This window comes from Paracoccus acridae, from assembly GCF_014642735.1.
Classification (GTDB): Bacteria; Pseudomonadota; Alphaproteobacteria; order Rhodobacterales; family Rhodobacteraceae; genus Paracoccus; species Paracoccus acridae.
Window position 1 is genome coordinate 197,990 of record NZ_BMIV01000006.1, and the last position, 24,009, is coordinate 221,998.

Genomic DNA, 24,009 nt, shown 5'->3' on the forward strand with positions numbered 1-24,009 from the left:
TCGCTGTTCACGTTAAGAAGGGTCAGTATTCGCCCGGATCAGTGACATGAACATGCAAAGCAGCACCAAGAAGAACCTGGGCCTGGATCGCGATGCGATCTGGGCGCAACTGCGGGACGAGGCGCGAGCAGCGGTTCGGGACGAGCCCCTGCTTGGCTCATTGATCCATGCGGGTTTGCTGCATCACAACAGCCTTGAGGCTGCGCTGGCTTATCGGTTCTCGCTCAAGCTGGCCAGCGGCGAGATGAGCGAACAGATCCTGCGAGAGATCGCGGACCAGGCCTATCGTTCCTCGCCCGAACTGGGTGATGCGGCGCGTGCGGATCTGCTGGCTGTTTACGATCGTGATCCCGCCACGCATCGGTTGTTGCAGCCCATCCTGTTCTTCAAGGGGTTCCAGGCGTTGCAAGCCTATCGCATGGCGCATTGGCTGTGGCAGACGGGTCGGATCGACATGGCCTATTTCGTGCAGATGCGCTGCTCGGAATGCTTTGGCGTGGACATTCACCCTGCTGCCGTCATCGGCACGGGCGTGATGATCGACCATGCCCATTCGATTGTCATCGGTGAAACGGCGACGGTCGGCAACGACGTGTCGATGCTGCACTCCGTCACGCTTGGCGGCACCGGCAAGGAAGATGGCGACCGTCATCCGAAGATCGGCGACGGAGTGATGATCGGGGCAGGCGCCAAGGTCCTGGGCAACATCCGTGTTGGTCATCATTCGCGTATTGCCGCAGGTTCGGTGGTCTTGCACGAGGTGCCGTGCTGCAAGACGGTCGCCGGTGTTCCGGCGCGCGTCATTGGCGATGCGGGATGCCCTGAACCATCGCAGAGCATGAATCAGCTGTTGGGTCTGGGCGAGGATTATCTTTGAGACCAGGCGACGGCGCCGCTGCCGCGCAGGTCTGCCAGCGTGATGTTTTCCTTGCGCAGTCGCATATCCAGAGCCTCGGCCATTTGCGTGACCAGGGAAAACCCCTGGTAGATCAGGGCGGAATAGATCTGGATCGCAGTTGCACCTGCCCGGATCTTCTCCCAAGCGTCATCGACTGATGAGATTCCGCCCACCCCGATGATCGGAATTGCGCCACCCGTGGCGCGATAGAGTTTTGCCAGAACCACAGTCGAACGTTCGAACAACGGGCGTCCCGACAATCCCCCCGCCTGCCCGGACTGGGGGCTGGCAAGACCATCGCGTGACAAGGTGGTATTGGTGGCTATGATGCCATTGACGCCGCTTTCCATGGCGACGGTTGCGATGTCGGCAATTTCCCCATCCGCCAGGTCAGGGGCGATCTTCAGAAAGATCGGCCGTCGCAATGACAGCCTGTCTCGCGCCTCCAGCACTCCCTGCAGCAGGGCAGAAAGCGCCGCAGCCCCTTGAAGATCGCGCAGCTTTTCGGTGTTGGGCGAGGAAACATTCACCGTCAGGAAGTCTGCCGACGCGCCGGCGATATTGACCACGGCTGCAAAGTCGGCGGCGCGGTCTGCGCTGTCCTTGTTCGCCCCGATGTTCAGGCCGACGGGTATGCCCCGGGGTCTTGCAGCCAGACGCAGGGCGATGGCCTGCGCTCCTTCATTGTTGAAGCCGAAGCGGTTTATGATGGCCTGATCCTTCGTCAGGCGGAAGAGGCGCGGCTTGGGGTTGCCCGGCTGCGGACGCGGCGTGGCGGCGCCCAGTTCGATAAAGCCGAACCCCGCCCGCATCAGGGGGCCAACAGCCTTCGCGTTCTTGTCATAGCCAGCCGCCAGTCCGATGGGATTTGGCAAATCCAGACCCGCCAGGCTGGTCCGCAACCGATCGGACGTGACAGGCGATCCGGTCAGGGGGACCAGACCTGCCGACAAGGCCATGATCGACAGGTCGTGCGCACGTTCTGGATCCAGCCGATGCAGGGCCGCCAAACCAAGTTTTTCCACCAACGTCATTCCAGTGGTCCCGTCTGGTGGCCATCCTTGCTGCGCGAGATGACCCGTGACCACGCGATGTCCCCCATTTTCAGGGGGCGATAAAGATGCGGGAACAGATCGCCCCCGCGCGACGGCTCCCATCGCAGATCGTCCCCGAAGGTTGCCACATCGCAAGCCAGAAGAAGCAGGTCCCCTTCATCCGCGAAATGCCTTTTCAGGGTGGTTTCAAGCTGGGCCGCAGTCGAGAAATGCACGAATCCGTCAGCCAGATCGACCGGTGCCCCCTTCGAGGTGCCCGCTGCCTGAAGATCGGCCCATTCGGCAGGCCGCAATACCTTGTAGATCATCATGGGCGCATTTGCCGCCTGACCCCGCCCCTGGTCAAGCGGGGACATCCGCGTGTTTGACCCTTTCTGCAGGCTGGGCCAATCTTCCTTCGATCCGATCCAATGGGAACGAAAGGAATCACCGATGTCATTCCGCCTTCTGTCCGCCGTCTCGGCTGCGGCGCTTTTCGCGGGCGCGGCCCAGGCCGAAACGGTGCTGCATATCCTGCATACCAACGACCTTCACAGCCGCATCGAAGCGATCAACGAATACGACAGCACCTGCGACGCGGAAACCGCTGCGGCCGGGGAATGTTTCGGTGGCGTCGCGCGGGTTGCGGCCAAGGTCAAGGAACTGCGCGACAGGATCACGGCCGAAGGCGGCAATGTCATCGTGCTTGATGCGGGCGATCAGTATCAAGGCTCGCTGTTCTACATGACCTACAAGGGCAAGGATGTCGCCGAATTCATGACTGCCATTGGCTATGACGCGATGGCGGTCGGCAACCATGAATTCGACGATGGCCCGGAAGGACTTGCGGTCCTGGCGGATGGGGTGGAATTTCCGGTCGTGTCCGGCAACCTCGACCTGTCGCAGTCCAACGTGCTGAAGGGCAAGGTCGAGAATGTCGTGACCCTGGACATCGGCGGGGAAAAGATCGGCATCGTTTCCGCCTTGGCCATGGATACGCCGGAAACTGCATCCCCCGGTCCCAGCGTGATCTTCCAGGACGACATTGAAAGCCTCAAGGCCGATGTGCAGGAACTGACGGACCAGGGCGTGAACAAGATCATTGCCCTGACCCATGTCGGCTATCTGCGCGATCAGGATTTCGCCAGGCAGGTGCCCGGTCTTGATGCCATCATCGGCGGCCATTCGCATACCCTTCTGGGCGACATGGAAGGGGCCGAGGGCCCGTATCCGACCATGGTCGCCGGTCCTGACGGGACCGAGGTTCCGATTGCAACTGCCTATGCTTATTCGAAATATCTTGGGCACCTGACCCTGACCTTCGACGATGACGGTGCCCTGACCAAGGCCGAAGGGCAGCCGATCCTTCTGGACAATTCCGTCCCCCAGGACGAGGCCGTCGCCGCGCGCGTCAAGGAAATGGCTGCGCCCATCGAAGAACTGCGCCAGCAGGTCGTGGCAGAAACCGCAGCGCCCATCGACGGAGACCGCACCAGTTGCCGCGTCAGGGAATGCGAGATGGGCAACCTGGTGGCCGACGCGATGGTGGACCGGGTGAAGGACCAAGGGATCACCCTTGCCATCGCCAATGGCGGCGGATTGCGGGCCTCGATCGACCAGGGACCCGTTACCATGGGCGAGGTTTACACCGTCCTGCCGTTCCAGAACACGCTGGCGACGTTCCAGTTGACAGGGGCGGATGTGGTCGCCGCGCTGGAGAATGGTGCCAGCCAATACGAGGAGGGCGCCGGGCGGTTCGCACAGGTTTCTGGGCTGAAATACACCGTCGATCCCGCAGCCGAGCCGGGAAGCCGGATCAGCGACGTGATGGTGATGGCGGATGGCGAATGGAAACCCATCGACCCAGCCGCGACCTATGGCGTCGTGTCGAATAACTACATGCGGTCGGGTGGCGACGGATATGACGTCTTCGCGACAAACGCGCAGAACGCCTATGACTTCGGCCCTGATCTGGCGCAGGTCGTCGCCGATTACCTGGCTGCGCAGGATGGCGCCTATCAGCCGGCCATGGATGGCCGCATCACCGTAAAATAAGACAGACTGCCCCCGGCCTACGGGGGCGTTCTTCCTTACAGCGGTTCGACCAGATGCCTGCGGCCCAGGTTTCGGCGCTGGCGCTCGGCAAGCTGCCGCGCTTCATGCCCGGACAGCAGTCGGCGGGCAGGATGGAGCGATCTCTTCTGCGCCAGTTCGGGAAACAGGGTCAGGATTTCTCGGCGGGCGGCGTCGCTGACGGTGTTCATCGCCTGCGGTCCCGTGAAAAGGCTCTCGGACCAGGCGCCGTTCGACATGACAATCTCGTGCCGATCAAACAGAAGGTGGAAATAGGTCACGCCTTGCACCGGGATGGTCACCTCGATCCCCGGAAGGCCGACCAGATGCTTGGCCGCCACCAATATCTCGGCATCCTTGAACAACCGGTGGGCGATGCGGGACCGGACCAGCATCCTGTGCTGCGGCGAAACGGTCAGGTCGCGGTCAGGGCAACCGGCCCCAAGCGCCCCGGCACGGATCAGGATGGGGCGCAGGTTGGGCCGGGCTTCCAGACCTTCTGCCGTCACATGCGATCCGCCCTGCCAGCGCAAGGGTTGAAGGCCCCGATCCTGGGTCAGGACCATGTCGCCGGGGCTCAGCGTCTCGACGGTTTGCGAACCTTCCGCCGTGGCGATCAGCGTGCCTTGTGCAAAACATGTCACTGCGGCGGGCGGCGCATAGGCGACCGCGTCGTTGCTGCGCCCGATAGTGTGAAGCTCCTTGTAGGTATAGGATCGGGCAAGGCTGAAGGTCGGGAAACTGCCGTCCGGTTTTGCAACAGGCATCAACAGCACCGAATAGCGCCCACCCAACTCTGGACCGGTCGCACCTGGAACAACCTGCCTGGGAAACAGCGCGCGGAACTCGTCGCGTGTGCCGTCGGGATTGACCGTCGTGCTGCGGATGATTGACGCAAGATGGAACGAGATCTGCGTTCCTGCCGGGGTCGGCTGCGCATCATTGCCGAAGATCACCGCAGTTGTCAGCGTCTGACCGGTCGGGTCGGGATTATAGCGGCCGCTCTGAAAACTGTTGTCATCGTCGCTGATGGTAATCGACGACAAGGTTGCGCCAGGAAGCCCGATGACACCCGAAATATTCGACCAAGGAGCCTGCTCTTCGCCGCCGGACGCTTTTGTCGTGATCGGTTGACTGACGGTCAATACTGTAAACTGATAGTCCATTCACCAATGCCCCGCCGGCTTGTCCGCCTGGGGCGCCGGACACGCAGCCGTCCGCACTGGCATATCGTCCGATGGTTAATGAACTGTTAACGGCTGCTGCCGCCGTCAGGGATTCCAGCGCAAGAAATTCGCGATCAGCCTCAGCCCGACGGCTTGGGATTTCTCGGGATGAAACTGCGTGCCCACGATATTGTCGCGCCCGACGACGGCCGTGACCGGCCCGCCGTAATCGACATGCGCCAGCAGATGCGCGGGATCGGCGACCTTGAACTGCCAGCTGTGGACGAAATATGCGTGATCGCCGGTTCCGATCCCCTCCAGAACCGGATGGGGACAGTCGATCACCAGATCGTTCCAGCCCATATGCGGCACCTTCAGGCCGGGGGCGGCGATCGCGTCGATCTGCCCGCCGATCCAGTCCAGGCCGGGCGTTTCGCGGTATTCGTGACCCGTGGTGGCCAGCATCTGCATGCCCACGCAGATGCCCATGAAGGGCACGCCGCGGCCCAGAACCGCCTCGCGCAGGGCCTCGGCCATGCCGTCCACTTCGCCCAGGGCCGTGCGGCAGGCGGGGAATGCCCCGTCGCCCGGCAGCACGATCCTGTCGGCGCGGGCGGCCACCTGCGGATCCGCCGTCACGACGATCTCGGCCCCCGCGTCGCGGCCCATCAACTGAAAGGCCTTTTCGGCCGAATGCAGGTTCCCGCTGTCATAGTCGATCAGTGCCACCCGCATCACAGCGCCCCCTTGGTCGAGGGCAGAACGCCCGCCATGCGCGGATCGGGTTCGATCGCCTCGCGCAGCGCGCGGGCCACGGCCTTGAAGGCCGCTTCGGCGATGTGATGGCTGTTGATGCCGTGGATGCGGTCCACATGCAGCGTGATCCCGCCATGGGTGGACAGGGCCTGGAAGAATTCGCGCACAAGCTGGGTGTCGAAGCTGCCGATCTTCTCGGTCGGGAAATCGACGTTCCAGACCAGGAAGGGCCGCGCCGACAGATCCAGCGCCGCGCGCACCAACGAATCGTCCATCGCCAGCAGGAAGCTGCCATAGCGGCGGATGCCCTTCTTGTCGCCAAGCGCGCGGACCAGGGCCTGGCCGATGGCGATGCCCGTGTCCTCGACCGTGTGGTGGTCGTCCACATGCAGGTCGCCCTTGGCGCGGATCGTCAGGTCGATCAGCGAATGGCGCGACAACTGGTCCAGCATGTGATCGAAAAAGCCAACCCCCGTCTGGTTGTCATAGACCCCCGTGCCGTCAAGGTTCAACGCGACCTCGATCTGCGTCTCGGCGGTGGTGCGGGTGATGGTGGCTTCGCGCATGGGCATGTCCTTTCGTCGGCTTGCCTTATAGGGTGCGGGGCGCGGCGCGCCAAGCGGGCAGGCTTGTCATGGGCGGGTCGGGATGCCAAAAACAAGGAACGCCATGAAAGGACCGCCGATGAGCGATATCTCTGTCAGCGAACGCCGTCTCAGCGCGGCCCTGGATCGGATCGGCCAGTTCCTGGACCGAAGCGGATCCGTTTCCGCCGGGCAGGGGGCCGATCTGCAGGCGGAACTGGACGCGGCCCAGGCGCAGATCGCCGCGCTGACCGGGCAACTGAACCAGCGGCAGGCGGATGCGCAGGCCGGTGATCTGGCGGAACAGGCCGCGCGGCTGGCTGCGGCCAATGACGACCTGGCTGCGGCGAACCGTGCCCTGGTCCAGGCGATCGCCAAGGAAAGCGATGCGGTCGAGGCGGTCAGCGTCGCCCTGGAGGCCGAGATCGAGGCGCTGCGCGCCGCCCGCGCCGCCGAGGCCGCCCAGCTTGGCGCCTTGATGGCCGAGGTCGAGCGGCTTCTGGCGGAAGACGGCGCCAAGCCGGACGCCACGCCCGAAATCGCCGGGGACGCGGGCGGGGTTCCCGAAGACGATTTGCAGGGGGGGGGCAGATAATGGCCGAGGTCGAATTCACCATCGGGCACAAGGAATACCGTGTCGCCGCCCAGGACGGAGAGGAGCGCCTGCTGCAGCGGGCCGCCGGACTTCTGGACGCCGAAGCGCAGCATATCCTGTCGCAGGCGGGCCGGACGCCAGAACCGCGCCTACTGCTTCTGGCGGGGCTGATGCTGGCGGACCGGCTGGCGACGATGGAGGAGCGTGCCGAAAAGGCCGAGCGTCATCTGAACCGCCTGCAAGCCAATCCCACGCGGGTCGAGGTGCCGGTCATTCCGGCGGATCTGAAGGAAGCCATGGCCGAACTGGCGGCCCGCGCGGAATCCTTGGCCGACCGGCTCGAGGAACAGGCCGGGCGTTAACCCGGTCTTAACATCCCGCATGGCAGAAAGGCGCCATGCGTGCCTTGGTCCTTTTGCTTCTGCTTTGCGCCTGCGCGACACCCTCGCCGCGGATGATGGGGTCGGTCCGCCATGACATCCGCCTGCAAGGCATGGATTTCGCCGTCTTTCACAAGGACGACCGGGCCGAGGTCGTGCGGCTGGATTTCGTCGCGCGGCCATCCGTCGCCATCATCCGCCCCCTGATGGAACAGGCGGCGCAGCAGGCGACGGGATGCACGGTCATCCCTTTCAGTGGAACAAGCGTGGTGTCCCGCGATACGGGTGTCGCTTCCTTCGATCTGGATTGCTGGGGAACGCTCAGCCCTGGCCCAGGAAGGTGATCAGGATCTGTGCCACCGCCTCGGGCGCGTCGGCATGAAGCCAATGGCCCGCGCCCTTGACGCGCACGACCCGCGCCTGCGGGAAATGCGCGCGCAACGCAGCCTGGCCGGGGTCGGTCACATAATCCGACCGTTCGCCCGCGATTTCCAGGACAGGTCCCTCGAAGCTGCCCTGCGGAAGGTCGTCCGGCCAGCCGGTCAGCGCATCCATCTGGTCGCGCAAGGCCTTCAGGTTCAGTCGCCACGCCTTCGGATCGGATTTCAGGTCCAGCGATTGCAGCAGGAAGGCCCGCACGCCGGGATCGTCGATCTGCCGGGCAAGGGCGGCGTCGGCGGCGCTGCGGCGGTCCACAGCCTCAGGGTCCAGCGACTCCATCGCGTCGATCAGATGCGACTGCGAATGACCATAGGCGACTGGCGCGATGTCCATGACGACCAGCTTGCGGACCCGTTCGGGCCGGGTCAGCGCCAGCACCATGGATGCCTTGCCACCCATCGAATGCCCCACCAGATCGACACGTCCCCCCAGATCCGCGATCAGCCGCGCCAGATCGTCGGCAAGCGCGGGATAGCTGTGGTCGGGGTCGTGAAAGCTGTCGCCGTGGTTGCGCATGTCCACCGTGACGACACGCCGCGCATCGGCCAGCCGGCGGGCCAAGGCGCCCAGGTTGCGGCCCTGCCCGAACAGGCCGTGGACCATCAGGATGGGCAAGCCGCCATCCGTGCCCATGATCGAGTGATTCAGCATCATGCAGCGACCCTAGATCGTCTGGCGCCCCCCCGCCAGAGCGTCTAGACTGCCGCCATGACCCGCAATGCAACCGGCCCCGACGATATCCGCGACATGGCAGACGAGGTGTCGCGCCTGATCGCCGCCCGTTTCGGCGGTGCCCGGCGGGGCGAACGCCCGCCCTTGTCGGTGATGCTGCGCCGCCGTGGCGGCGCGCTGCCGCGCCGGTTGCGGAAGCAGGCGCTGGCCCTTGCCCAGGCCGACGAGATGTCCGCCCAGCCGAAGATCGCCCGGCAACTGGATCTGGCGGGCCTGTCGCGCATCCATCAGGCCCTGGTCCTGCATCTGCAGCCGCTTGGCGAATTGTCCCGGTGGCAGGGACGGGCGATCGGCTTCGCCGCCTCGGTGGCGCTGGGCCTGCTGGTTCTTGCGTCGGTGGTGATCTGGATCCTGCTGTGGCGCGGGTATCTTTGACCGTTGCATTCCCTGCAAGGCAGGTTTAGCGCCATCACACTTGTATTTGCTGCATTCAGCAAGATGCTGAGGCATCTCCCACAGGAACGCGCGCATGACTGAACACGGCAATCTTCGCTATGCCATTCTGGCATTGGCCCTTGGCGCCTTTGCCATCGGCACATCAGAATTCGCGGCCATGGGGCTGCTGCCGTATTTCGCGGGCGATCTTGGCATTTCCGAGCCGCAGGCGGGACATGTGATCAGCGCCTATGCCCTGGGCGTGGTGATCGGCGCGCCGCTGACGTCCATCATCGGGGCGCGACTGCCGCGCAGGCGGTATCTGGCCGCGTTGATGGCCTTCTATGGGGTGATGAACATCGCCGCCGCCGTCCTGCCGGGGCTGGCCGTGCTGACCGGGATGCGCTTTCTGGCGGGCCTGCCGCATGGCGGTTTCCTGGGCGTGGCGATGCTGTACGCCGCCGATGCCCTGCCGCGCGAACATCGGGCGCGGGGCGCGGCGCAGGTCATCATGGGGCTGACCGTCGCCAATATCGTCGGCGTTCCGCTGGCCGGCTGGCTGGGCCAGAGCATCGGCTGGCGTTGGGGTTTCGCGCTGCCGGGCTTCATCGCGCTGCTGTCGGCCTGGCTGATCCTGAAGGTCGCCCCCCGCGTCGGCGGCAATCCCAATGCCCGACCCTGGGACGAGCTTCAGGCCCTGCGCAACCCCCGCGTCCTGTGGCTGCTGGCCGTGGGCGCGATCGGCTTCGGCGGGTTCTTCGCCGTCTATGCCTTCCTGACCGCCGCGATGATCGCCACGACCGATGCGCCGGCCTATGCGATCCCGCTGGCGCTGGGCGTCTTTGGCGTCGGCGGCACGCTGGGCACCTGGGTCGCGGGGCGCCTGACCGAACGCCTGGGCCAGGTCCGCGCGGCCTATATCAGCCTGGCCGCCATGGCCGCGACGCAGGGCTTTGCGTCCTTTGTGGTCGGCAACTGGCAGATGATGGTTCTGTCGTCCTTCCTGCTCGCGGCGGGGGCGGGGCTGGTGATCCCCCTGCAGACTCGGCTGATGGATGTCGCGGGCCGGGCGCAGAACATGGCCGCCGCCATGAACCATGCCGCCTTCAACGCGGCTAATGCGCTGGGGCCGTTCCTGGCGGGCCTTGCGCTGGCGGCGGGCTGGGGCTGGGCCTCCAGCGGCTATGTGGGCATCGCGCTTACGGCTGCGGGGGCGGTGGTGCTGACGCTGGCAGTCTGGCATGATCGGGCAAGCGGGGCGGTGGCAGACTGCGCATGATCACTTGGCGCGAAGTCGAGGCGAATTCCCGCCGCCAGGTCACGAACAGCACGACGGCCGTCCCCAGCATCAGCACCCAGGGACCGGCCAGCCATCCCAGCGATCCCAGCGCGAAATAGACGCTGCGCAGCCCTGCGTTGAAGCTGCGCGCGGCGGTGATGTTCAGATCCGCCGCCTGCATGGCGCGGTCGCGCGTCATCGGGTCCAGCGGGTCGTTCGGAACCGCCGCCATCATGATCGCGCAATATCCGAACAGCCGATGCGCCCAGACGAACTTCAGGAAGGCGTTGACGACGAAGAACATCGTCACCAGCAGCTTCAGTTCCCACAGGATGTCGCCGCCTTCCAGGGCAAGTTCCCGGGCCAGGCCCTGCAACTGGTCGGTATTGCCGATCAGCGCCAGGATCCCGCCCGTGGCGATCATGCAGGCGGATGCGAAGAAGGCCGTTCCTTCGCGCAGGCTGGCCAGGATGTTGCCGTCGAAGATGCGCGGGTCGCGGGTGATGAAATGCACCATCCATTCGCGCCGGAACCGCGTCATCAGCACCGACACGGAAGGCTTGCCCGCAGGGGGCCTTTCGGTGAACCAGCCGATGCCGAACCAGACGGCGAACAGCAGGACGATGGCCGACAGGTCGGCGGCAGAGATGGAGGCGGGCAGCGACAAGAGCAGATCCATGGCCCGTTCTAGCCCCGTTCACAGCTGGTTGAAAAGGCCGGGGTAGAGGTCTTGACAGGGCCTTTCCTGCTCCTAAATCGACATTACCGGCGGCCAGATGGCGCCGGTTCATGGCCTGCCCGGTGATCGGGGGGCACAGACTATTGCATCGCTTGTGAAGGATGTGACCATGCGCAACTTTGACCTGACCCCTCTCTATCGTGCCTCGGTCGGCTTCGACCGTCTGGCCGACGTGATGGACCGCGCCCTGTCGGCTGACGTGTCCGCGCCGACCTATCCGCCCTACAATATCGAGAAGACCGGCGAGGATGCCTATCGCATCTCCATCGCCGTGGCCGGCTTTGCCGCCGACGACCTGAATGTCGAGGTTCGTGACGGCGCCGTGATCGTGTCGGCCCGCAAGGCCGAGGAAGACGACGGCCGCACCTATCTGCACCGCGGCATCGCGACCCGCGCGTTCGAACGCAAGTTCACCCTTGCCGATCACGTGCGCGTCGATGGCGCCAGCCATGTGGACGGGATGCTGCATATCGACCTGGTCCGCGAGATCCCCGAGGCCCTGAAGCCCCGCCGGATCGAGATCGCGAAATCCGCCCCCAAGGTCGAGCATCTGGACGCCTGAGGCACCCGGACGGCTTCCGCTCCGTGAAGCCCGAATGCCCGTCGGTTCACCCCGGCGGGCATTTTGCTGTGGTAGGCCCGGAGGGACTCGAACCCCCAACCAAGGCGTTATGAGCGCCCTGCTCTAACCATTGAGCTACAGGCCCGGCCGTCCGTCCCGGTTAATCGCAGGGCGGCATTGGGTCAAGCACCGATCACCGTTGCCCCGGTTGGCGGCTTCCGTTATCGGGTGCGCAGCATTCAGCCGGGGGCCGCCATGACCAAGAACGGGATCAGCTATCGCGATGCGGGCGTCGATATCGACGCGGGCAATGCGCTTGTCGAACGCATCAAGCCCGCCGCCGCCGCGACCGCGCGTCCCGGCGTGATGGATGCGCTGGGCGGCTTTGGCGCGCTGTTCGACCCGCGCGCGGCGGGTTACGACGATCCGGTTCTGGTCGCGGCCACGGATGGCGTGGGCACCAAGCTGCGCATCGCCATCGACACCGGGCATCTGGACGGCATCGGCCAGGATCTGGTCGCGATGTGCGTGAACGATCTGGTCTGCCAGGGCGCGGAGCCCTTGTTCTTCCTGGATTATTTCGCCACCGGCAAGCTGTCGGTCGATGAGGGCGCGCGCGTCGTCGAAAGCATCGCGCGCGGCTGCAAGGCGGCCGGTTGCGCCCTGATCGGCGGCGAGACGGCCGAGATGCCGGGCATGTATCACGATGGCGATTTCGACCTGGCGGGCTTTGCCGTGGGCGCCATGCAGCGCGGCACGGCCTTGCCTGCGGGCGTGGTCGAAGGCGACGTGCTGCTGGGCCTTGCATCCGACGGGGTTCATTCCAACGGCTATTCGCTGGTCCGCAAGGTAGCCGAACGCGCGGGCCTTGGCTGGAACGCGGCCTCGCCCTTTGGCGAGGGCGATCTGGGCACATCCCTGCTGACCCCCACGCGGCTTTACGTCAAGCCCGCCCTCGCCGCGATCCGCGCGGGCGGCGTCCATGCTCTGGCCCATGTCACCGGCGGCGGCATCACCGAGAACCTGCCCCGCGTCCTGCCGAAAGACCTGGGTGCGGATATCGACCTGTCGTCCTGGACCCTGCCGCCGGTTTTCCGCTGGCTGGCTGAGGCGGGCGGGATCGAGGGCGCCGAGATGCTCAAGACCTTCAACAGCGGCATCGGCATGATCCTGTCGGTCGCGGCCGACCGGGCCGATGCGCTGTCCGACCTGCTGGCGGGACAGGGCGAGACGGTCCACCGCCTGGGCCGCGTCACGGCGGGGCAGGGCGTGCGCTACAGCGGAACGCTTGCGTGAAGCGCGTCGCCATCCTGATTTCGGGCGGCGGTTCGAACATGCTCCGCCTGGTTCAGGACATGCAGGGGGGCGATCATCCGGCGCAGCCGGTGCTGGTCGCCTCGAACGATCCCGACGCCGCCGGCCTGGCAAAGGCCGCAGCCCTTGGCGTGCCCACCGCCGCCGTGGATCACCGCGCCTATCCGGGCGACCGCGCCGCCTTTGAAGCCGCGCTGCTGGAACCGCTGCTGGACGCGCGGCCCGACATCATCTGCCTTGCGGGCTTCATGCGCATCCTGACGCCCGGCTTCATCGACCGCTTCGAAGGCCGGATGATCAACATCCATCCTTCTCTGTTGCCCAAATACCCCGGCCTCCATACCCACAAGCGCGCCATCGAAGCAGGCGATGCCGAGGCAGGCGCAACGGTTCACGAAGTCACGACCGACCTGGATTCAGGCCCGATCCTGGGCCAGGCGCGCGTCCCGATCAAGCCGGGCGACACGCCCGAGACCCTGGCCGCGCGCGTCCTGGAACGCGAACACCAGCTTTACCCGCTGATCCTGCGCCGCTTCGCCGCGGGCGCCCGCGAACGCTTCGACATCTAGCCCCAAAGCGCGGTCAGGGCGGCCACGGGATCCTCGGCCGTCCAGATCTCGGGTCCGATGGCGATGAAGTCGCTGACCGGGGACAGTTGTTCCAGCAGTTCGCGGGTGATCGCGCCTTCGGCAACGACCGGAACCTCGATCATCTCGGACCACCACTGGAACAGTTCCAGTTCGACCGGCTCGCCCCGATACAGCGCGGACTGCCCCACCGGGCCGAAGCTGACGTAATCCGCCCCGGCCTCGCCCGCGTTCATGCCCTCGTGGCGCGAATTGCCGCAGAAGCAGCCGACGATGGCATCCGCGCCCAGCTCCTTGCGGGCATAGCGCACGGCCTTCGCGCCGTCGGTCAGATGCACCCCGTCCAGGCCGTGCCGCTGGGCCAGGGCCACATGATCGTCAATCACCACCGCCACGTCGCGGGCGTGTGCGATTTCGCGCGCAAGATCGGCAAGGCGGCCCAGTTCGTCCTCCTCGGCCCCGGCACGGATCCGCAGGCATGCCACGGGAAAGGCATCCATGACCGCCGCCAGTTGCGGTCCCAGGGTCGATGCTTGCGCGCCTGCGGGCGTCATCAGGTAAAGCTGCGGGGCGTCGGGGGTGGCGTCAGACATGGCGGAACTCCTTTATGTCGCAGATAGCGCAGCTTGCCGCCCGCCGCCAGACGGACTATCTGCCCCCCATGCACAGCGAACGCCTGCCCGTCATCATCCTGGTCCGCCCGCAGATGGGCGAGAATATCGGCGCCGCCGCCCGCGCCATGCTGAATTTCGGCCTGACCGAGATGCGTCTGGTCGATCCCCGCGACGGCTGGCCCAACCCCCGCGCCGTCGCCATGGCGTCGGGCGCGGCAGGGCAGGTGCTGGACCGCGCCCGCATCTATCCGACCCTGGCCGAGGCGATGGAGGGCATCGACTTCGCCTTCGCCACGACCGCGCGGGGCCGCGAACTCTCGAAGCCCGTACATACCCCGGCCACCGCGATGGAGATGGCGCGCAACCATCCCGGCCGCTGCGCCATCATCTTCGGCCCGGAACGCACGGGGCTTGAAAACGACGACGTGGCGCGCGCCAATGCCATCGTGACGGTGCCGGTGAACCCCGATTTCCCGTCGCTGAACCTGGCCCAGGCCGTGCTGCTGATGGGCTATGAATACGGGCGCGACATCCTGCCCGCCGAACCCTCGCCCCACCATGCCCGGCCCGAGGCGATTGCCCTGGCCGACCGGCTGGAGATCGAGAAGCTGGGCGATCACTTCGAGGAAAGGCTGACCGAGGCGGGCTTCTTCTTTCCCGACACCAAGGCCGCGTCCATGCGGCTCAACCTGCGCAACATGTGGGCGCGGCTGGCGCTGACCCGCGGCGACGTGCGCATCCTGCACGGGATGCTGCGGCAGTTGACCCGGCGCTGACCCACCCCTACTGTCCGCCTGAAGGAGCAAGCGATGGCCAAGCGCCCCGTTTTCGAGGAAGTTTCGGACCCCACCGCCACCAGCCGCCCCGTCACCACGACCGGCATGATCGACGCGGCCCCGCGCGGCGCACGGCGCGCGATCCGCCTCTGGCTGATGATCCTGTTCGTGATGGTGCTGTCGATGATCGTGCTTGGCGGCGCCACGCGGCTGACCGGATCGGGCCTGTCCATCACCGAATGGGCGCCCGTCACCGGCACCATCCCGCCCCTGAACGAGGCGGACTGGCAGGCGGAATTCGAGGCCTACAAGCAGATCCCCCAGTATTCCCAGGTCAACCCGGACATGGATCTGGCAGGCTTCAAGGAAATCTATCTTTGGGAATGGGCGCATCGCCTGCTGGGCCGGCTGATCGGGCTGGTCTGGGCGGCGGGCTTCGTCTTCTTCCTGGCGACCCGGCGCATTCCCACTGGCTGGGCGCCGCGCCTGCTAGGCCTGGGCGCGCTTGGCGGGCTGCAGGGGGCCATCGGTTGGTGGATGGTCAGTTCCGGCCTGGTCGAGGGGATGACCCGCGTGGCGTCCTATCGGCTGGCGACGCATCTGGGCCTGGCCTTCGTGATCCTGGGCCTGATCACCTGGTATGTCCTGCTGCTGGGCCGGTCCGAGGCCGATCTACTGCGCGCCCGCCGCGCGGGGGAACCCAAGCTGTTTTCCATGTCCACGGGCCTGATGCACCTGGCCTTCGTGCAGATCCTGATCGGCGCGCTTGTCGCGGGCATCGACGCTGGCCGCACCTATACCGGATGGCCCACCATGGGCGGCGAATGGATCCCCGCGCTGATCTGGGATCCGGCGCTTGGCTGGCGCAACTTCTTTGAAAATCCCGCCCTTGTGCAATTCGTCCACCGCATGGCAGGCTATCTTCTGGCGATCTTCGCGGTCGTGGTCTGGCTGCGCGCGCGGCGTTCGCCCCATCCGGTGACGCGGGGCGCCTTCACGGCGATGATCGTGGCGGTGGCGGTGCAGGTGGGCCTGGGGATCATGAACGTGATCCATGCCTCGCCCCTGGGACTGGCGCTGACGCACCAGCTGGGCGCGGTCGTCCTGTTCGCGCTGATCATCCGGGCGCGCCACCATGCGCGCTTTCCGCACGAAACCTCGGTCAGGGGGACCATCCGATGACGGCCATCAACGACCTGCTTGCCTTCCAGCGCCAGACCGAGGCGCTGTCCTCCATCGCCGAACGGCTTGGCTGGGACCAGGAAACCGTGATGCCGCGCGGCGCGGTCGAGCAGCGGGCCGAGGAGATGGCCGCGATCGAGGCCGTGCTGCACGAACGCCGCACCGATCCGCGCATCGGCGAATGGCTGGACGTGGCCGAACCCCGGACCGAGGCCGAGGCCCGGTCGGTCGAACTGATCGCGCGCGATTTCAGCCGCGCCAACCGCATCCCCGCCAAGCTGGCGCAGGAACTGGCGCGCCTGACATCCCTGTCCCAGGGCATCTGGGCCGAGGCACGCGCCAAGGACGCGCCCGAGGATTTCCTGCCCACGCTGGACCAGGTCCTGGTCCTGAAGCAGGACGAGGCCGCCGCCCTGGCCGATGGCGGCGATCCCTATGACGCGCTCTTGGACGATTACGAACAGGGCATGACGGGGGCCGAGATCGCGGCCCTGTTCGACACCATGCGCCCGCGTCTGGTTGCGCTACGCGAGGATGTGCTGGGCGCCGAAAGGCAGCCCCAGCCGCTGGCGGGCCATTTCCCCCAGGAAACCCAGATCCGGCTGGCCCGCATCTGCGCCACGGCCTTCGGCTATGACTGGTCGCGCGGGCGGATGGACATCGCCGTCCATCCCTTCAGCAGCGGCCGCTGGCAGGACAGCCGCATCACGACGCGGGTGGTGGAAACCGATCCCTTCAACTGCATCTATTCCACCATCCACGAGGTCGGCCATTCCTCCTATGAACTGGGCATCGACGACGACTATGCCTTCACGCCGCTGGGCCGGGGCGTGTCGATGGGCGTCCACGAAAGCCAGAGCCGCATCTATGAAAACCAGATGGGCCGGGGCCGCGCCTTCGCGGGATGGCTGTTCAACCGCATGTCGGACGCCTTCGACGGGCTGAACATCACCGACGCGGATGCCTTCTATGCCACCGTGAACCGCGTCACCCCCGGCTTCATCCGCACCGAGGCCGACGAGGTGCAATACAACCTGCACATCATGATGCGCTTCGACCTGGAACGCGACCTGATCGCGGGCAAGCTGTCCACCGACGATCTGGTCGAGGCCTGGAACGACCGCTTCCTGCGCGATTTCGGCGTGGTGGTGGACCGGCCTGCGAATGGCGTCTTGCAGGACGTGCATTGGGCGGTGGGCCTGTTCGGATATTTCCCGACCTATGCCCTGGGCAATGTCTTTGCGGGCTGCCTGAACCAGGCGATGCGCGATGCCGTGCCGGATCTGGATGCCTCGCTCGCCGCGGGCGATGCCGCGCCTGCGGTCGAGTGGCTGCGCGAGAACGTGCAGCGCCATGGCGGGCTGAAGCGCCCGCGCGCGCTGATCGAGGAGGCGACGGGCGGGGATGTCTCGCCCGAGCCGCTGCTCTCCTATCTGGAGGCGAAGTTCGGCCAGATCTACGGGCTGTGACGGAAAAGGCCGGGCGATCCGCCCGGCCTTTCGCTTATCTGTTGGGCCACAAGGGGGCGTGGCGGTTCACGTCCTTGNTCCGCCCGCATAGCAGGCCTGCGGGCAGAAGGCGCGCAGCCACATGTAGTCGCCCGGCCCCACCTCGACCCAGTCGCGGTTCAGGCGATAGACGGCCTTGCCCTCCAGCACGAACAGGCCGTGTTCCATCACATGCGTCTCGGCAAAGGGGATCGAGCCGCCCGGCTTGAAGGTCACCACGGTGATGTGCATGTCGTGGCGCAGGTCGGCCGGGTCCATGAAGCGGGTGGTGCCCCAGGCCCCGTCGGTGTCGGGCATCATCGAAGGCGCGATGTCCTGTTCCTGGGCGACGATCGGGTCGGGCCGGTCCACACCGTGGCTGGGCTGCCAGCGCTTGCGCCACCAGTGAAAGCCGGTGTTGCCGGGGGTGGTGTTTCTGACCGACCAGGCCGCGCCGGGGGGCACATAGGCAAAGCCGCCGGGGGTCAGCAGATGCTCGGCCCCGTCGATGGTCACCGACATGGAGCCGCCGGTGACGAACAGCGCGTGCTGGATCTCGGGGTCGTCGTCGGGGTGGTCGGACCCGCCGCCCTCGGCCAGTTCGACGATGTACTGGCTGAAGGTCTCGGCGAAGCCCGACAAGGGCCGGGCGATCATCCACATCCGCATCCCCGTCCAGCCGGGCAGGTAGGAGGTGACGATGTCGCGCATCACGGTGCGGGGGATGACCGCATAGGCCTCGGTGAAGACGGCCGTGTCGGTGGTCATGCCGGTCTGCGGCGGCAGCCCCGCCACCGGGCCGGCATAAGGCGTGGGCTGCACCGCCGCGCGCGGCACAGGCGCCACGTCGCCAGTCGGCGCACCCGCGGGGGGGAGGTCTGGGGTCATGTCGGTCATTTCAGGGCCTCTTTCAGGCGAAGCTCGCCGATGCGGGTGACCTGGCGTTCGGCCTCGGCGCGCTCGGTCGCGGTGTCATTGTCGATGCGGGCCTGCATGGCGGCCATGATGCCCAGCTTGTCGTGGTCGCGCACGGCGATGATGAAGGGAAAGCCGTGCTTGGCGACATAGGCGTCATTGAGGCGCGTGAAGGTCGCGCGTTCGTCATCCGTCAGGCTGTCCAGCCCCGCGCTGGCCTGTTCGGCGGTGCTGTCCGCCGTCAGCCGCTTGGCCTGCGCCAGCTTGCCCGCCAGATCCGGGTGGGCGATCAGCACGCCAAGGCGTTCCTCGTCCGATGCAGAACGGAAGACCTGCGCCATGCGCGCCGCCAGACCCGCCGCGCTGTCATGGACCGCGCCCATTTCCCCGTCCCAGACCCGTTCGGCGATGAAGGGCGAATGTTCATAGATGCCGCCGAATTTCGCGACGAAATCCTCGCGCGACATTTCCGACGGACGCTGGCGCGGCTGGAAGGGATGCACCTCGGCCCAATGCCGCGCGATGTCAAGGCGCGAGGCGAACCAGACGCCTTCGTGGCTGCGCGCATGGTCCAGGAACCGCTGGACCGCCATCGCGCGGCCCGGACGCCCGGCCAGGCGGCAATGCAGGCCGATCGACATCATCTTGGGCGCGCCCGCCGCGCCTTCGGCGTAAAGCATGTCGAAGCTGTCGCGCAGATAGTCGAAGAAATCCGTGCCGGTCCCGAAGCCCTGGCCCGACGAAAAGCGCATGTCGTTGGCGTCCATCGTATAGGGGACCATCAACTGCGGCTTGCCGTTGTGGACATGCCAATAGGGCAGTTCGTCCGCGATGGTGTCGGCCAGGTATTCGAAGCCGCCTTCCTCGCAGCCCAGCGCCACCGTGTTCATCGAACAGCGGCCCTGATAGAAGCCGCGCGGGCGTTCCCCGGTGACGCGGGTGTGCAGTTCGACCGCCTGGGCGATGTGCTGGGCCTCGACCTCTCGCGGGATGTCGCGATAGTCGATCCATTTCAACCCGTGGGTCGCGATCTCCCACCCGGCGGCCTTCATGGCGGCCACCTGTTCGGGGCTGCGTTCCAGCGCGGTCGCCACGCCATAGACCGTCACGGGAATGTCGCGCAGCATCCGGTGCAGGCGCCAGAAGCCCGACCGCGCGCCATAGTCATAGATCGATTCCATGTTCCAGTGCCGCTTGCCCGGCCAGGGCTGGGCGCCGATGATCTCTGACAGGAAGGCCTCGGATGCCGCGTCGCCATGCTCGATGCTGTTTTCGCCGCCTTCCTCGTAGTTGAGGACGATCTGCACCGCGATTCTGGCGCCGCCGGGCCACTGGGGATCGGGGGTGGTTTCGCCATATCCTCGCAAGTCGCGGCTGTAGCGCATCGGACGTCCTTTCTGTGGCAGCTTGACCACAGCAAATCGCGTCGCGGCCTGCACGGCAAGCGGGCAGGGATGGAATTCTGTATCAACGAATCGGAAAAGATCGCCCGCGGTTTCAAATAGCCATTGAAAGACTTGCGGGATGGGGATGATTGTTCCGCCGATCAAGGCCCCCATAAGCTGCGCCAGAATTGCGGCCGGAGGAGCCGCGCGGGAGGGAATCCATGGAACGCTACTTCAAGCTGTCGCAGCACGGCAGCACCGTCAGGACCGAGGTGATCGCTGGCATCACCACATTCCTGACGATGGCCTATATCATCTTCGTCAACCCATCGATCCTGTCAACGACGGGCATGGACAGCAATGCGGTCTTTGTCGCCACCTGCCTGGCTGCGGCCATCGGATCGGCCGTGATGGGGCTGTGGGCCAACTGGCCCATCGGCATGGCGCCCGGCATGGGGCTGAACGCCTTCTTCGCCTTTACCGTCGTCGGCGCGATGGGCTTCACCTGGCAGCAGGCGCTTGGGGCGGTCTTCATCAGCGGCCTGATCTTCCTGTTCCTGTCGGCCACGGGGATCCGGCGCTGGCTGGTGGCGGGGATCCCCGTGTCGATGCGCAGCGGGGTCGCCGCGGGGATCGGGATGTTCCTGGGGATCATCGCCCTGCAATCGTCGGGGATCGTGGTGGACAGCCCAGCGACGCTGGTCACGCTGGGTGACCTGACCAACCCGGGCACGCTGCTGACCATCGCGGGCTTCTTCATCATCGTGGCGCTGGATGCGATGCGGGTGACGGGCGCGATCCTGATCGGCATCCTGGTCATCACCGTGGCCGCGATCCTGCTGGGCGTCAGCCAGTTCGGCGGCATCATGTCCATGCCCCCGTCCATCGCGCCGACGTTGCTGCAACTGGATGTCTGGGGTGCGATCGGCTTTGGCATCTTCCACGTCATCCTGGTCATGGTCCTGGTCGAGGTCTTCGACGCCACCGGCACCTTGATCGGGGTCGCCAAGCGCGCGGGCCTGCTGAAGGAAGGCCCGGCCCATACCAATCCCGGCCTGTCGCGCGCGTTGATGGCGGATTCGACCGCGATCACCGTGGGGTCGATGCTGGGGACCAGCTCGACCACGGCCTATGTCGAAAGCGCGTCCGGCGTCCAGGCGGGGGGCCGGACGGGCCTGACCGCGCTTGTGGTGGCGGTGCTGTTCCTGCTGGCGATGTTCTTCGCGCCGCTGGCCGGATCTGTGCCCGCCTATGCCACGGCGCCCGCGCTTCTGTATGTCGCGACGCTGATGGTGCGCGAACTGGCCGAGCTTGACTGGGAGGACGTGACCGAAGCCGCCCCCGCCGTCCTGACCGCGCTGATCATGCCGCTGACCTATTCCATCGCCAACGGCCTGGCCTTCGGCTTCATCAGCTATGCCGTGATCAAGCTGCTGACGGGCAAGGTGTCCCAGGTCCATGCCGCGACCTGGATCGTGGCGGCGCTGTTCGTGATCAAGTTCGCCTTCTTCGGCGGCCACTGATCCGCACGAACAACCCCTGACCACAGGCCTCGCAGGCAACTGCGAGGCCTTTTTGCCTATCCACCCATCGCCTGGCTCAGTTCCGCCGCGGCAGAGGTCACGACCGCGCCCAGCGTCTTGACATGCTCGTTCCCGATCCGGTGCGTGGGGCCGCTGACGCTGACGCCGGCAATCGCCTCTCCGGTCAGGTCGAAGACCGGGGCGGCGATGCAGCGCATCCCGCGCGTCCGTTCCTCGTCATCGAAGGAAAAGCCACGCGCGCGGATCCGCGCCATGTCCTCGGTCAGGGCCTCGGGCGTGGTCAGCGTCCTTTCGGTGAAGCGGGTCAGCCCGGGACCGTCCAGATAGGCGCGCAGCGTCTCGGGCCGGCCATAGGCCAGCAGCGCCTTGCCGATGCCCGACGCGTGCAGGGGCGACCGGGTGCCGGGCGGAAAGAAGGCGCGGATGGTTTCATGGGTTTCCGCCTGGCTGACGAACAGCACCGCATCGCCGTTCAGGATGCCCAGGTTCGCCGTTTCCCCCGTATGCTTCATCAGCGCCTGCAGGATGGGGCGCGCACGTTCGACGATCCCCGACCTGCGCATGAAGGCCGATCCCAGCCGGAAGGTCGCGGCGCCGATGTTCCAGGCCTGCGTGGCAGGATCGCTTTCCACCATGCCGCGCGCGGCCAGCGAATGAAGCAGCCGATGAACGGTCGAAGGTGGCTGGCCGATGCGGTCCGCGACCTCGGACAGGGTCAGGCCGGGATGCGTGGCCAGCAGGTCCAGCATGTCCAGGGCGCGATCCAGCACCTGCACGGTGCCGCCCTGGTCCTTGGCGCTGCGGGGGCGACCCCGGCGACGGGTGGGTTCAGACATTTTCGCCCTTTTCTAAAGAATACATTGCCAAAACCGCGAAAATCCAGCGCGCCATCTGAAAAATGGCAAGCGCATGGTCTTTCACGCTATTTCGGCTTTTAACGCCAAAATGGAAAACATTTCCAGAAAAATTGTGGCATCTGGCCGCAAGTGGTATTCTGCGCTTATCAGAGGAGGAACAGCCATGACCAGCCAGAATCCCGTGTTCATTCCCGGCCCAACCAACATCCCCGAAGTGCTGCGCAAGGCCGTGGACATGCCCACGATCGACCATCGCAGCCCGGTCTTCGGACGCATCCTGCATCCGGCGCTGGAAGGGGTGAAGAAGGTGCTGAAGACCACCCAGGGACAGGTCTTCGTCTTCCCCTCGACCGGGACGGGCGGGTGGGAAACCGCGATCACCAACACGCTGTCGCCCGGCGACAAGGTCCTGGCCACGCGCAACGGCATGTTCAGCCACCGCTGGATCGACATGTGCCAGCGCCACGGTCTGGACGTGCAGGTCGTCACCCAGGAATGGGGCGAGGGCATACCGGCCGACCGGTTCGAGGAGATCCTGACCGCCGACAAGGGCCACCAGATCAAGGTCGTCTTGGCGACGCATAACGAAACCGCCACCGGCGTGCGCAGCGACATCGCCGCCGTCCGCCGTGCCCTGGACAACGCAGGCCATCCGGCGCTGCTGTTCGTGGACGGCGTTTCCTCCATCGGGTGCTATGATTTCCGCATGGACGAATGGGGCGTCGATATCGCCGTGACCGGCAGCCAGAAGGGCTTCATGCTGCCCCCCGGCCTTGCCATCGTGGGCTTCTCGCCAAAGGCGATGGCGGCGGTCGAGACCGCGAAACTGCCGCGCACCTTCTTCGACATCCGCGACATGGCGAAAAGCTATGCCAACAACGGCTATCCCTACACGCCGCCGGTCGGGCTGCTGAACGGCCTGAACGTCGCCTGCGACATGCTGCTGGACGAGGGGCTCGAGAACGTCTTTGCCCGCCACCACCGCATCGCCGAGGGCGTGCGCCGCGCCGTCGGTGCCTGGGGGATGCAGCTTTGCGCCAAGCGGCCCGAGCTTTATTCCGACAGCGTCAGCGCCATCCGCGTCCCGGAAGGCTTCGATGCCAACAGGATCGTCAGCCACGCGCTGAACGCCTATGGCGTGGCTTTCGGGACCGGGCTTGGCGATGTCGCGGGCAAGGTGTTCCGCATCGGCCACCTGGGCAGCCTGACCGACGTGATGGCGCTGTCGGGCATCGCCACGGCGGAAATGGTCATGGCGGATCTGGGCCTGCCCGTGACGCTGGGCAAGGGCGTCGCCGCCGCGCAGGACCATTACCGTCAAAGCGTTCCCGCCATGCAGAAGGCCGCGTAATGAAGGATGCCATGTATATCCCCACCTACGCGGACATGCTGTCTGCGCATGAGCGCATCATGCCTCATATCCGGCGCACGCCGGTGCGCACCTCGGATTATCTCGACGAGCTGACGGGGGCGCGGTTGTTCTTCAAGTGCGAGAACTTCCAGGAGCCCGGCGCCTTCAAGGTGCGCGGCGCCGCCAATGCGGTCTTTGGCCTCGACGAGGCGCAGGCCGCGCGGGGGGTTGCCACGCATTCCTCGGGCAACCACGCCTCCTGCCTGTCCTATGCCGCCATGCGGCGGGGCATTCCCTGCAACGTGGTGATGCCGCGCACCGCGCCGCAGGCCAAGAAGGACACGGTGCGCCGCTATGGGGGCGTGATCACGGAATGCGAGCCC

The 24,009-nt window shown here is 66.0% G+C and carries 26 protein-coding genes, 1 tRNA gene and 1 pseudogene; 16 read left to right on the forward strand and 12 right to left on the reverse strand.

The annotated features are described in order from the left end of the window. The first annotated feature begins 46 nt into the window (after positions 1–46). Positions 47–877, forward strand: a complete 831-nt coding sequence (cysE, locus tag IEX25_RS11155) for a serine O-acetyltransferase (RefSeq protein ID WP_103171662.1) — start codon at positions 47–49, stop codon at positions 875–877. Here the strand turns inward: cysE and IEX25_RS11160 are convergent. Continuing rightward, complete coding sequence (locus tag IEX25_RS11160) at positions 868–1,932, reverse strand: quinone-dependent dihydroorotate dehydrogenase (protein WP_103171663.1); 1,065 nt, start codon at positions 1,930–1,932, stop codon at positions 868–870. The genes cysE and IEX25_RS11160 overlap by 10 nt on opposite strands. Beyond that, positions 1,929–2,264, reverse strand: coding sequence for a DUF952 domain-containing protein (locus tag IEX25_RS11165; RefSeq protein WP_188715157.1), 336 nt, complete (start codon positions 2,262–2,264; stop codon positions 1,929–1,931). The genes IEX25_RS11160 and IEX25_RS11165 overlap by 4 nt, the downstream gene beginning before the upstream one ends. Before the next feature lie 121 nt (positions 2,265–2,385). Here IEX25_RS11165 and IEX25_RS11170 point away from each other — a divergent pair, with 121 nt between their 5' ends. Next, positions 2,386–3,987, forward strand: coding sequence for a bifunctional metallophosphatase/5'-nucleotidase (locus tag IEX25_RS11170; RefSeq protein ID WP_188715158.1), 1,602 nt, complete (start codon positions 2,386–2,388; stop codon positions 3,985–3,987). Between the two features lie 35 nt (positions 3,988–4,022). On the opposite strand, the gene IEX25_RS11175 is transcribed toward IEX25_RS11170, so the two are convergent. From IEX25_RS11175 to hisB, 3 genes are all read right to left on the reverse strand, one after another. Beyond that, on the reverse strand, positions 4,023–5,051 hold the full coding sequence (locus tag IEX25_RS11175; RefSeq protein ID WP_229665142.1) for a Hint domain-containing protein: 1,029 nt from the start codon (positions 5,049–5,051) through the stop codon (positions 4,023–4,025). A 225-nt stretch (positions 5,052–5,276) separates the two neighbouring features. Continuing rightward, positions 5,277–5,906, reverse strand: coding sequence for an imidazole glycerol phosphate synthase subunit HisH (gene hisH / locus IEX25_RS11180; protein ID WP_103171665.1), 630 nt, complete (start codon positions 5,904–5,906; stop codon positions 5,277–5,279). Then, positions 5,906–6,493 (reverse strand): imidazoleglycerol-phosphate dehydratase HisB, encoded by a 588-nt coding sequence (hisB, locus tag IEX25_RS11185; protein ID WP_103171666.1) that lies wholly within the window; start codon positions 6,491–6,493, stop codon positions 5,906–5,908. Before hisB ends, hisH begins: the two co-directional genes overlap by 1 nt. Positions 6,494–6,611: 118 nt before the next feature. Here hisB and IEX25_RS11190 point away from each other — a divergent pair, with 118 nt between their 5' ends. From IEX25_RS11190 to IEX25_RS11200, 3 genes are read left to right on the forward strand one after another with little or no spacing between them, the layout of a single operon-like run. Continuing rightward, a complete protein-coding gene (locus IEX25_RS11190; protein WP_103171667.1) occupies positions 6,612–7,106 on the forward strand; it encodes a hypothetical protein in 495 nt (164 codons plus the stop codon). Further along, entirely contained in the window at positions 7,106–7,468 is a 363-nt protein-coding gene (locus IEX25_RS11195; protein ID WP_103171668.1) for a cell division protein ZapA, read from the forward strand. The genes IEX25_RS11190 and IEX25_RS11195 overlap by 1 nt, the downstream gene beginning before the upstream one ends. Positions 7,469–7,503: 35 nt before the next feature. Continuing rightward, the gene (locus IEX25_RS11200; protein ID WP_103171669.1) at positions 7,504–7,830 is read left to right on the forward strand and encodes a hypothetical protein; all 327 of its coding nucleotides are present in this window, start codon (positions 7,504–7,506) and stop codon (positions 7,828–7,830) included. Here the strand turns inward: IEX25_RS11200 and IEX25_RS11205 are convergent. Next, entirely contained in the window at positions 7,808–8,581 is a 774-nt protein-coding gene (locus tag IEX25_RS11205; protein WP_103171670.1) for an alpha/beta fold hydrolase, read from the reverse strand. The two genes, IEX25_RS11200 and IEX25_RS11205, sit on opposite strands and share 23 nt — an antisense overlap. 54 nt (positions 8,582–8,635) lie before the next feature. Between IEX25_RS11205 and IEX25_RS11210 the strand changes: the two genes are divergently transcribed. Both IEX25_RS11210 and IEX25_RS11215 read left to right on the forward strand, forming a co-directional pair. Then, complete coding sequence (locus IEX25_RS11210; RefSeq protein ID WP_103171671.1) at positions 8,636–9,034, forward strand: hypothetical protein; 399 nt, start codon at positions 8,636–8,638, stop codon at positions 9,032–9,034. Between the two features lie 94 nt (positions 9,035–9,128). Continuing rightward, a complete protein-coding gene (locus IEX25_RS11215; RefSeq protein ID WP_103171672.1) occupies positions 9,129–10,313 on the forward strand; it encodes an MFS transporter in 1,185 nt (394 codons plus the stop codon). Here IEX25_RS11215 and IEX25_RS11220 read toward each other — a convergent pair. After that, positions 10,234–10,992 (reverse strand): DUF599 domain-containing protein, encoded by a 759-nt coding sequence (locus tag IEX25_RS11220; RefSeq protein ID WP_103171673.1) that lies wholly within the window; start codon positions 10,990–10,992, stop codon positions 10,234–10,236. The genes IEX25_RS11215 and IEX25_RS11220 overlap by 80 nt on opposite strands. 169 nt (positions 10,993–11,161) lie before the next feature. On the opposite strand from IEX25_RS11220, the gene IEX25_RS11225 reads away from it, so the two are divergent. Next, positions 11,162–11,614 (forward strand): Hsp20 family protein, encoded by a 453-nt coding sequence (locus IEX25_RS11225; RefSeq protein WP_103171674.1) that lies wholly within the window; start codon positions 11,162–11,164, stop codon positions 11,612–11,614. Positions 11,615–11,683: 69 nt separating this feature from the next. On the opposite strand, the gene IEX25_RS11230 is transcribed toward IEX25_RS11225, so the two are convergent. Next, a tRNA-Ile gene (locus tag IEX25_RS11230) sits at positions 11,684–11,759 on the reverse strand. Between the two features lie 110 nt (positions 11,760–11,869). Here IEX25_RS11230 and purM point away from each other — a divergent pair. Further along, positions 11,870–12,910, forward strand: a complete 1,041-nt coding sequence (gene purM / locus IEX25_RS11235; RefSeq protein WP_103171708.1) for a phosphoribosylformylglycinamidine cyclo-ligase — start codon at positions 11,870–11,872, stop codon at positions 12,908–12,910. Further along, a complete protein-coding gene (gene purN, locus IEX25_RS11240; RefSeq protein ID WP_103171675.1) occupies positions 12,907–13,497 on the forward strand; it encodes a phosphoribosylglycinamide formyltransferase in 591 nt (196 codons plus the stop codon). The genes purM and purN overlap by 4 nt, the downstream gene beginning before the upstream one ends. Here the strand turns inward: purN and IEX25_RS11245 are convergent. Then, entirely contained in the window at positions 13,494–14,108 is a 615-nt protein-coding gene (locus IEX25_RS11245; RefSeq protein WP_103171676.1) for a thiamine phosphate synthase, read from the reverse strand. The two genes, purN and IEX25_RS11245, sit on opposite strands and share 4 nt — an antisense overlap. Positions 14,109–14,176: 68 nt before the next feature. On the opposite strand from IEX25_RS11245, the gene IEX25_RS11250 reads away from it, so the two are divergent. The 3 genes from IEX25_RS11250 to IEX25_RS11260 are packed head-to-tail and all read left to right on the forward strand — an operon-like array spanning position 14,177 to position 17,556. Beyond that, positions 14,177–14,905, forward strand: a complete 729-nt coding sequence (locus tag IEX25_RS11250; protein ID WP_188715178.1) for an RNA methyltransferase — start codon at positions 14,177–14,179, stop codon at positions 14,903–14,905. 33 nt (positions 14,906–14,938) lie between these two features. Beyond that, complete coding sequence (gene ctaA, locus IEX25_RS11255; protein WP_103171677.1) at positions 14,939–16,087, forward strand: heme A synthase; 1,149 nt, start codon at positions 14,939–14,941, stop codon at positions 16,085–16,087. Continuing rightward, positions 16,084–17,556, forward strand: coding sequence for a carboxypeptidase M32 (locus IEX25_RS11260; RefSeq protein ID WP_188715160.1), 1,473 nt, complete (start codon positions 16,084–16,086; stop codon positions 17,554–17,556). The genes ctaA and IEX25_RS11260 overlap by 4 nt, the downstream gene beginning before the upstream one ends. Positions 17,557–17,590: 34 nt before the next feature. On the opposite strand, the pseudogene IEX25_RS11265 reads toward IEX25_RS11260, so the two are convergent. Both IEX25_RS11265 and puuE read right to left on the reverse strand, forming a co-directional pair. Beyond that, positions 17,591–18,342: pseudogene (locus IEX25_RS11265) on the reverse strand (bifunctional allantoicase/(S)-ureidoglycine aminohydrolase). A gap of 125 nt (positions 18,343–18,467) precedes the next feature. Beyond that, the gene (gene puuE, locus IEX25_RS11270; protein WP_103175032.1) at positions 18,468–19,874 is read right to left on the reverse strand and encodes an allantoinase PuuE; all 1,407 of its coding nucleotides are present in this window, start codon (positions 19,872–19,874) and stop codon (positions 18,468–18,470) included. 221 nt (positions 19,875–20,095) lie between these two features. Here puuE and IEX25_RS11275 point away from each other — a divergent pair, with 221 nt between their 5' ends. Beyond that, positions 20,096–21,397 carry an NCS2 family permease gene (locus tag IEX25_RS11275; protein ID WP_103175031.1) on the forward strand — a complete coding sequence of 434 codons (1,302 nt, stop codon included), beginning with the start codon at positions 20,096–20,098 and terminating at the stop codon, positions 21,395–21,397. Positions 21,398–21,453: 56 nt separating this feature from the next. Here the strand turns inward: IEX25_RS11275 and bhcR are convergent, their stop codons facing one another. Continuing rightward, complete coding sequence (bhcR, locus tag IEX25_RS11280; protein ID WP_103175030.1) at positions 21,454–22,254, reverse strand: HTH-type transcriptional regulator BhcR; 801 nt, start codon at positions 22,252–22,254, stop codon at positions 21,454–21,456. Positions 22,255–22,438: 184 nt separating this feature from the next. On the opposite strand from bhcR, the gene bhcA reads away from it, so the two are divergent. Together bhcA and IEX25_RS11290 are read left to right on the forward strand one after the other, a co-directional pair. Continuing rightward, entirely contained in the window at positions 22,439–23,626 is a 1,188-nt protein-coding gene (gene bhcA / locus IEX25_RS11285; protein WP_103175029.1) for an L-aspartate--glyoxylate aminotransferase BhcA, read from the forward strand. Beyond that, a partial coding sequence (locus tag IEX25_RS11290) for a pyridoxal-phosphate dependent enzyme (protein ID WP_188715164.1) occupies positions 23,626–24,009 on the forward strand: 384 nt, incomplete at its 3' end. The genes bhcA and IEX25_RS11290, both read left to right, overlap by 1 nt.